General features: G+C 39.9%; 8 protein-coding genes. All 8 read left to right on the top strand.

Annotation, left to right across the window (positions count from 1 at the left end):
* Positions 1–565 (top strand): SMP-30/gluconolactonase/LRE family protein (locus AAC037_RS11065; protein WP_339903051.1); only part of this gene is annotated, 565 nt, incomplete at its 5' end.
* Positions 566–990: 425 nt separating this feature from the next.
* On the top strand, positions 991–2,289 hold the full coding sequence (locus AAC037_RS11060; RefSeq protein ID WP_339903050.1) for a Gfo/Idh/MocA family oxidoreductase: 1,299 nt from the start codon (positions 991–993) through the stop codon (positions 2,287–2,289).
* Between the two features lie 26 nt (positions 2,290–2,315).
* Positions 2,316–3,077, top strand: coding sequence for a DUF1080 domain-containing protein (locus AAC037_RS11055; protein WP_339903049.1), 762 nt, complete (start codon positions 2,316–2,318; stop codon positions 3,075–3,077).
* A gap of 29 nt (positions 3,078–3,106) precedes the next feature.
* Positions 3,107–3,988 (top strand): phytanoyl-CoA dioxygenase family protein, encoded by an 882-nt coding sequence (locus AAC037_RS11050; protein WP_339903048.1) that lies wholly within the window; start codon positions 3,107–3,109, stop codon positions 3,986–3,988.
* 17 nt (positions 3,989–4,005) lie between these two features.
* Entirely contained in the window at positions 4,006–7,119 is a 3,114-nt protein-coding gene (locus AAC037_RS11045) for a PVC-type heme-binding CxxCH protein (RefSeq protein WP_339903047.1), read from the top strand.
* Positions 7,120–7,153: 34 nt separating this feature from the next.
* Entirely contained in the window at positions 7,154–7,981 is an 828-nt protein-coding gene (locus AAC037_RS11040; RefSeq protein WP_339903046.1) for a DUF1080 domain-containing protein, read from the top strand.
* Positions 7,982–8,052: 71 nt separating this feature from the next.
* Positions 8,053–9,129, top strand: coding sequence for a Gfo/Idh/MocA family oxidoreductase (locus AAC037_RS11035; protein WP_339903045.1), 1,077 nt, complete (start codon positions 8,053–8,055; stop codon positions 9,127–9,129).
* A gap of 64 nt (positions 9,130–9,193) precedes the next feature.
* Positions 9,194–9,926: 3-hydroxyacyl-CoA dehydrogenase family protein (locus AAC037_RS11030; protein WP_339903044.1), on the top strand; the 733-nt coding region annotated here is incomplete at its 3' end.

Raw genomic sequence — 9,926 nt, 5'->3', positions numbered from 1 at the left:
TTGTGACAGTCAAGGAAGGCTTTGGGTTGGAACCATGAGTACAAAATTTACAGCTCATGCCGGAGCCTTATATTGTGTAGAAAAAGACCTATCTGTAAAGAAAAAAGTGGAAGATGTGTCTATTTCTAATGGTATTTGTTGGTCATTGGATCACAAGACCATGTATTTTATTGACAGCCCAACAAGGGAAATAAAGGCCTTTGCCTATGAAGCAAGCACCGGGAAGATTGAGTTTATAAAAGTAGTTGTAAATGTTCCTGAAGAACTTGGTACACCAGATGGAATGTGTATGGACCAAAATGGAAAGCTTTGGATAGCCCATTACGGTGGGTTTGGCGTTTATCAGTGGGATCCTGAGACCGGTGAGAAACTGGATAAAATAGAAGTTCCTGCGCCCCATGTTACTTCTTGTGCCTTTGGTGGAAAGGATGGAAAACAATTATTGATTACGACAGCTCAGGAAAATATGAGTCCAGAAATGCTGGATCAATATCCTTTAAGTGGAGGTGTTTTTATATGTGACATGCCTGTTAGTGGTGCCAAAGTTTTTGGCGTTCAGTTTTAAATTCAAAATCAAAAAGATAATAAAGGTGATCAAGGGTAATTTCTCTTGATCATTTTTTTATTCCCTAATCATAATTTTTTAAAAATCGAGGAGATTTAAAAGTGTACCTTAGCTTATTGCAAAGGGTTTATATGTGGTAAATTTTAGCATTGGTTGCTAAGTGTTCAAGCAATAAAATGGAAGGAAAAAAAGAGACAATCCGGAAATGAAGGAATTAGGATAGCGGTTTTGAGTGGGCCTAACAGGCCTATTGCCAATTGATATCAAAATATTATTTTTTACCCAAACCAAACAAGTACAAAAATTTATTTATCAAATGCCATACCTTTTGATATAAAAATTGTTTGAAGTTGATGAGACATATTGTATTTTACGCAATATTCATTATTCTATAGGACCGATCGGTCTCAAAACAGTTACATACTATGGAGCAAAATAATAAGAATCGACGATCATTTTTAAAATCTACAGGTACAGCACTAGTAGCAGGAACTGTATTGCCATTTGGATTTAATATCAGAGAAGGATTTGCCGGCCAAAGGGCAAAGCTTAAGGTAGGACTTATTGGATGTGGTGGTAGAGGAACAGGAGCTGCAGCGCAAGCGTTGAAAGCAGATAAAGATGCAGAGCTAACAGCTATGGGAGACATATTCTCAGATTACCTTGAAGAGTCTTATCAATCCCTTGTAAAGATTAACCCGGAACAGGTGAAAGTTGATGAAGCACATAAGTTTGTTGGCTTTGATGCTATTCAGCAAGTGCTTGACTCAGGTGTTGATGTTGTTATTTTAACAACTCCACCAGCTTTTAGGCCTTCTCACTTCAAAGCTGCTGTTGAGGCAGGTAAGCATGTTTTTTGTGAAAAACCAGTTGCAGTAGATGCTCCTGGTATAAGGAGTGTTCTGGAATCTGCCAGATTGGCCAAAGAAAAAGGGCTATCAGTGGTTTCAGGATTTACTTATAGGTTTGATTTGGCAAAACGAGCCTTATTTGAACGCATGAATAACGGAGGAATAGGAGACATTACCAGTGTTTTTACTATCAGGAATGGGGGAGGATTGTGGTATAAAGAGCGACAAGAGAGTTGGACTGAGATGGAATATCAATTGAGGAATTGGTACTATTATGATTGGTTATCAGGTGATTATATTGTAGAGATGATGGTTCATAGTTTGGACTTAATGTCTTGGGCCTTGGGAGATCGTGTGCCAATAAGTGTTACAGGAACAGGTGGAAGACAGGCAAGAACCGAAGAAAAATGGGGGAATATATATGATCATTTTGCTATAGAGTACCAATATGAGAACAATATCAAAGGGGTGCATATGAGCAGGCAACAAAAAGGTTGCTCAAATACCAATAGAGCAGATTTCACAGGAACTGAAGGATTTGCGACTATTGATTCTGGTAAAAGGACTCATGCCACAATGGGGGAGACCAGATGGGATTATGAAGGTCCATCCAATAACCCATATGATACACAACATGTAGAGTTATTTGAATATATAAGGGCAGGAAAACCTATGAATCAAGGTGAACTGATGGCCAATAGTACCATGCTGGCAATTATAGGTAGAATGGCAGGTTACAGCGGCCAAACGATTACTTGGGAAGAAGCAATGAAGAGTGAAGTCAAGCTTGGACCTGCAGCAGCTGATTACCGATGGGATTTGGTAGTAGATGTACCACAAGTAGCCATTCCCGGAATCACCAAAGCGGTCTAAAACCTTACCATTTTAAAATTTAACCAATGAAGACAATTTATAAGATTTTTTCCATTCTTTTCTTTATGTTTTTCCTCTTGGAACCTTTGATGGCCCAAGAAAAGCTATTTAAGTTTGGAGTACAACAAGACCTTAGCGCCTTGATTCAGGGTAAAAAAGACAAGGGGCAAGCCATCAATTGGATTGATGTAAATACAGGCAAGGATACCTGGCGATTTGAGGGAGATGAACTGATTTGTGAGGGATTACCGATTGGGGTGATCCGTTCGGAAAATCAATACGAAAACTTCATCATGTATGTGGAATGGAAACACATGTCAGATGGGGGCAATTCCGGGACCTTTGTTTGGTCAGATGCTACTCCAGGGCCAAATGATCTTCCTAATGGCTTGGAAGTTCAGATGCTTGAACTGGACTGGGTAAACCAACATAAAAATGACAAAGGTGAGTTACCTCCCATAGCTTATGTTCATGGTGAATTATTTGGCGTTGGCGGTGTAGAAACGGTACCGGACACCCCCAGAGGAACACGTAGTAAATCCATTGAAAACCGTTGTTTAGGTAAAGGCCTGTGGAATACATATGTGGTCGTAGCCGTGGATGGTGTAGTAAAACTATCTGTTAATGGAAAATTTGTAAATGGCATTAGTAAAGCCTCACAAAAAAAGGGTTATATCTGCCTTGAATCTGAAGGAGCACCTATCCATTTTCGAAACCTGACCGTAACCGAATTACCTCCCGGAGTGACCTCAGCTGAGCAGATCGCTCCACTACTGACCAACCCATAAACACATCATTAAAATTAATTTTAGTACCAATGATAAGTGATTTATCAAAAGTTCATGAACTTATTTCAGACCTTTTTGAATGGCCAAAAAGTGAAAAGGAATGGGATCAATATAAATTAACAACGGAGCAAATTGCCTTTTTCAACGAGAATGGCTACTTACCCAATATAAAGTTGTTGAAACACTGGCAGGTAGCAAGCCTCAACAAAGAATTGGAAAGTATTACAGATCCCAATCAACCGGGAATGGACTTGTTTTACGAATTTGTTTCTAATGAATCAGCCAATCCGGATACCGTTCTATTTCATTCACTGGGACATTGGAGGGTGAAAGAAGGGTTTCATGATATTTTATGGAATCCGGCATTTGTTATGGCGGCCAGCCAATTGTTGGGAGATAATTCCGTGCGTTTTTGGCATGATCAACTGTTTTGTAAACCCGCCAAACATGGGGGAGTAGTGGCATGGCATCAGGATTATTCTTATTGGACCAGGTCTGTGCCCATGCAACACCTGACCTGTTGGGTGGGCCTGGATGATGTAGATGTAGACAATGGTTGTCTTTACTATGTCCCAAAAAGCCACAAGTGGGGTTTATTAGATAAACCGGAATTGGCAGGAGATATGGAAGGGCTAATGGAATATCTTACAGAAGAGCAGAAAAAAGAATTCAAACCTGTTCCCATAGAAATGGAAAGAGGATATGGCACTTTCCACCATCCTTTAATGGTGCATGGCTCCTATGAAAACAAATCGGAGAGGTCTAGAAGGGCCTTTGTGCTCAATGTATTTGCCGATGGAACCAAATCAAATACGGACCAAGAGCTTTTAAAAGGAGTGCCTGTATTTTCTCCCGGTGAAAAACTGGAAGGTCAGTTTTTCCCTATGCTTATCGATAGAAATAAGCATTAATATTGATTTCCTAATACATGCGACAAATCACAAATAAGCATAAAATTTGGATTGGGTTGATTGCTTTTGTTGCAACCTTAACCATTTTGTTAACTTTAAATACCTGGGAAGGTGCTTCCAAGCAGCTTCCCGGTATTGAAGTTCCTGAAGGTTTCGAGATCGAAGAAGCTGTTATACCCGGCCTTGTACAATACCCTATGTTTGGGGTATTTGATGATCAAGGTCGGTTGTTTGTGATGGAATCGAGTGGCCATACCGAGGGTACGGAAGAAATTCTGGAAGAACCGGATTTTCAAATTTTGTTATTGTCAGATTCAAATCAGGATGGCATTTTTGATCAGAAAACCGTTTACGTTGACAATTTACCATTTCCGATGGGAGGGGCCTTTGTAGATGGAAGTTTAATTGTTACAGCTTCTCCGGATTTGATCAAGTTTACGGATAATGATGGAGACGGCGTTGCCGAAGAAAAGGAGGTATTGCTAACCGGATGGACATTGAATCACAATGCTGCCATTTTGAGCGGACCGTTTATGGGACCGGATGGGTATCTGTACATGGCAGATGCCAGAAGAGGTTTTGATATCCAAAGCAAAGAGTTTGTCAATTTTAAGGGTAAAGGAGCTCGAATATGGCGATGTCTAACCAATGGAACTCAATTACAGAGCTTTGCCGGAGGTGGTTTTGACAACTCCATAGAGTTGGCATTTACTCCTTCAGGTGATGTTTTGGGTACAATGACCTATTTTACCGATCCTCAGGGTGGATATAGGGATGCACTTATGCATTGGGTGGAAGACGGGGTATACCCAAAACCAAATGCAGTGATTGGGGTAGATAACTTGGTCCGTACCGGTAGTTTGATGCCGGTCATGCATAAAATGGCTAGGGTTTCTCCTTCAGGCTTAATGCGATATGAGGGGAGCAATTGGGGAGATGAATTTGAAGGCAATTTATTTCATGCTGAATTCAATACCGGCAGAATAGTGAAAACGGTGCTTTCTCCTTCAGGAGCAAGCTATAAAGCCAGTAGTGAACATTTTATGACCTCCAGTCTTGCTGATTTTCATCCTACTGATGTCCTTCAAGAGCCGGGAGGGAATTTGTTGGTGGTCAATACCGGTGGTTGGTTTATTTCCGGTTGTCCTTTAAGCCGAACTGCCAAGCCTGAAGTGTCCGGTGGAATATTTAGGATTCGTAAGAAGAAGAACACGCCGGGTAAAGATCCATGGGGAAATAAAATAGCATGGGAATCCTTATCCGTTCCTGAACTGGTGGGCCATTTGGAAGATCCCCGTTGGAAGGTCTCCAATAGGGCTGGGGAATACCTGTTGAAACAACCCCTTGTTGCCATACCATATTTGGTCAATTTATTAGAAAATCATCCGGATGAAGCCATTCGGACAAAGGCGGTTTTCCTGTTATTTAGGACCCAAAATCCTAGGGCTTGGAATCAACTCGTCAAGGGATTAACAGATGAAAGTGACCAAGTAAAAATTGCAGCGGCGAGAGTAATAGGCCTTGCTGAGGTTATTTCTGCCAAGGAGGAATTGATTCAATTGTTGGATAATCAATCCAACCCGGCTTTGGCAAGACAAGTAGCAGTTGCTCTAGGTCAAATAGGGGATCCTCAGGCAACCACTCCCTTACTGAATTTAATGAAGACTCATGGCACGGATAGGTTTTTATCCCATGCAGTAACTTTTGCTTTGATTCAAATGGAGAATGAAGATTTGCTTTTGGAAGATTTGCAGAACGGCAACTTTAATAAAGCGGCCTTGATCGCTTTGGATCAAAAAGAAAGTGCATTACTAAGTGAAGACTTGATGCCAAACTTTTTGACTAATCCTGACAGTACAGTTCGGGCAACAGCGCTTTGGGTGCTGGAAAACCATCCTGACTGGGAGGTGGCCTTTACCGATTATCTGAAATATTTTTTCACTGAGGATAAAAGTCAGATAAATGAATTAACAAGCATATTACCCACTTTTATTGATGCCATTGCTGTTCAAAAATACTTAGCCAATGTATTGGGGAATACAAAAAAATCTACAGAAGAAAAATTGCAGATTTTGCAATTATTGGAGAATAATCCTCCTAAAGAACTTTTGACCGAGCTCAAAAACAGTTTATTTCTTTTGCTAAATAGTCCCGAAAAAGGTATCCAAAAAGCGGTGATTAATTTGGTTGTCCAATTAAAAGAAAAAGCATTTATTTCCCCCCTTAAAATAATATTGTCTGAGACCAAGGAGGATGCCTCCTTAAAGTTGACTGTTTATAAAGGTTTAATAAGCTTAGGAGAATCCTTGTCCACAGCTGATTTTAAATGGATTGCCAAGCAATTGTTAGTGGAAGGAAGGCAACCGCTTCATGGTGAAGCTATAAGTATATTAAGAAATTTAGAATTAAATACACAGGACTTATCTTGGCTTTTGCAGGAAATTATCCCTGTGTCTGCCAATGGTAATGTGTCTTATTTACTTGAATTATTTGATACTGTTGAAGATGTAAGTATTTTAGTAAAATTGGAAGAAAAATTATTGGATCGTCAAGAGGTTTGGGCTAATTTATCCCCCGATCGATTGGCCCTAATTTTCGAAAAAAGTAATGCAGGTAAGACTTTGTTGGACAGTCTTGAAGCCAGGCAAGAGGGCCGATTAGCCCAATTAGAAGAGATGGCTTCAGGTTTAGTAAAAGGAGATGTAGACAAGGGAAGAGCTATATTTTATGGGGTTGGGGCTTGTAGTACTTGTCATGCTGTATCAGGAAAAGGAGAGACTTTTGGGCCGGACTTAACGAATATTGGTGAGATTCGTTCCCGGCATGATCTATTAGAGGCAATGCTTTTTCCCGGGGCTAGTTTCGCTCGAGAATATGAAACGGTTTCTTTGCAAACAAAGTCTCAGAAATACTTGGGTATTGTTAAGCGTTTTGAAAATGGAAGGTATGAGTTGGCCATAGGTCCGGGCAGTATAATAACTGTTGATGAAGAGGATATTGTAGCAATGGAGGAGGCCAAGCAATCCTTGATGCCGGCCGGTTTATTAAGCAATCTGAACAATCAAGAAATCAGTGATTTAATACATTACCTACAATCCCTTCCTGATGGTATTTATAACAGAAATAACTAGTTAAATTATTATAAACCAATGTTAAAATGCAATTATGCTTAGAAAGCCAAGTATTTGTTTAGTATTGTTTTTTGCCCTTTGTTTGGTGAGTTTTTCTGCCCTTGCCCAAAGTTTCCCGAAAGACCTTCCGGATAGCTGGGAAAAGGGGGAGGCAATTGCCTTGTTTGATGGAAATGATTTGGATCATTGGTATACCTTTATTAAAGATAGAGGAAGGGATGAAGACCCAAAAAATGTGTTTCAAGTGATTGATGGTATACTGACCATAAGTGGTGAAGAATGGGGCTGTATTACAACCATAAATCCCTATGATAATTATATTTTAAAAACTGCTTTTCGTTGGGAAGGAGAGACTTATGGGGACCGAAAAACCAAAGCCAGAGATAGTGGTTTTTTGATTCATTCACAAGGTAAAGATGGTGGATACAATGGAATTTGGATGCATGGGATTGAAGTTCAAATCATTGAAGGTGGTACCGGTGATTTCTTGGTGGTAGGTGATGGAACTGAGACTTTTGGTCTTAGCGCACCGGTAGCAGAAGAATTACAGGGAAGTTCGCACCTTTATAAGCCCGGTGGAGATTTGAGACGAATCAACAGAGGTAGGATCAATTGGTATGGTAGATCACCAAAATGGACTGATACCATTGACTTTAGAGGAAAAAAAGAAGTGGAGAAGAAAGCTGGTAAATGGAATGATTTAGAAATTCAGACCTGGGACGGAAATATTGCCGTATTTTTAAATGGTAAGCTGGTCAACTTTGCCACCAAAGTAGAACCTGAATTTGGAAGGATACAGGTGCAGTCTGAAGGGGCAACCATAGCATTCAAAGAAATAACCCTTTACCCTTTGATCAAATAAACCTGAAGGATTATTTTTATCAATAGCATGTATTCAATAAGTTTAATCTTTAATTATAAAAAATATAAACCATGAGCCAAGAATCAGTTAAAGTATTAGTAGTTGGATGTGGAAATATGGGAGCCTCACATGCTCTGGCATACCATGAGTTGGATGGGTATGAAATTGTGGGACTTGTATCCGGAGGTAAAACCAAGGAAGTATTGAATGAAAAACTCGGAGGGGGATATGCCTTGTATGATGATTTTTATAAAGCTATGGAGGCAACCAAACCTGATGCAGTAAGTATATCTACCTATCCTGATACGCATGAGACCTTTGCCATTAAAGCTATTGAAAGTGGTTGTGATGTCTTTGTTGAAAAGCCTTTAGCTGATACCGTGGAAGGAGCCAGAAGAGTTGTGAATGCAGCCACCAAACACAATAAAAAGCTTGTGGTAGGTTATATCTTGAGGCATCATCCTTCATGGGAGAATTTTATCTCTGTAAGTCAAAAGTTAGGCAAACCTTTGGTTATGCGGATGAACTTGAACCAACAGAGTGAAGACAAAATGTGGACTTTGCATAGAAATCTAATGAAAAGTCTTAGTCCTATAGTGGATTGTGGTGTGCATTATATTGATGTAATGTGTCAAATGACTCGTTCTAAACCTGTTCAGGTCTATGCCATAGGGGCCAGATTAACGGAAGAAATTCCTGAAGGAAATTATAATTATGGAAACCTTCAAATTCGATTTGAAGATGGTTCTGTAGGTTGGTATGAGGCAGGTTGGGGGCCAATGGTCAGTGAAACAGCCTTTTTTATAAAAGATGTATTTGGCCCAAAGGGATCTGTGTCAATTGTAGCCAAAGAAGCAGGTGGATCTGGAAAATCAGATAGTATTGAAGCACATACTAAAACCGAATCACTTTTATACCATAGATCTGAGTTAGATGCCAACGAGAAATTTGCTCATGAAGATGAATGGATTGATTTGACAGATGAGCCGGATCACAATGGCTTGTGTAAACGAGAACAAGAGTATTTTTTGAAGGCCATCAAAGAGGACATTGATTTAACGGATCATATGGAAGATGCAGTCAATAGCCTTAGGATAGCTTTTGCTTGTGACGAATCTGTAAAAACAGGAAAAGTTGTACATTTATAAAATTGTTTCATTGAATTCAGGCCGGCTATCCATTAGTCGGCCTTATATCACTTAAAATATTTATATGTCAGGTGAATTTGACCCTAATGACTTTCCTGTAGGAATCATTGGTTTAGGAATGATGGGGAGCAGCATTGCTGTTTGTATGCTAATAGCTGGGCACCCTGTAACAGGTGTTGAATTGGTAGAAGATGCGCTTGAAGGAGCTAAAACACGAATTAAAAACCACTTCAAATTGGCCGAAGAAAAAGGACTTTTGGAAGGTCCTCCTGAGGATTACCTGAAAAAGCTAACCGTATCTTCAGACCTTACTACATTGAAAGATAGCAGGTTGGTGCTGGAATCAATCAAGGAAGATATCAATATAAAAAAGGAGGTTTTTGAAAAAATAGATGCCATTGTTGCCAAAGATGCCTTTATTACGAGCAATACATCGGCAATTCCAATTAGTGATTTACAGGTTTTTGTGAGTAATCCGGAAAGATTTTTTGGATTACACTGGATGGAACCTGCATTTACCACTCGCTTCTTGGAAGTTATTTGTGGGGATAAAAGCGATTTGAAAAAGGCCCAGTTTCTTTATGATTTGGGGGAACTCTGGCAGAAAGAAACCGTTTTGTTGAAAAAAGACATACCTGGATTTATTGCCAATAGGCTCATGTACGCCATGTACCGTGAAGCCATGCATCTGGTAGATGAAGACTATGCTTCGGTAGAAGATGTGGATCGGGCGTGCCGAAATGTTGCAGGATATTTCATTCCCATGATGGGAGTCTTTCGTTGGATGGATTTTACCG

Source organism: uncultured Cyclobacterium sp. (genome assembly GCF_963976465.1).
Lineage (GTDB): Bacteria > Bacteroidota > Bacteroidia > Cytophagales > Cyclobacteriaceae > Cyclobacterium.
This window is presented reverse-complemented; position numbering and strand designations above follow the sequence as displayed.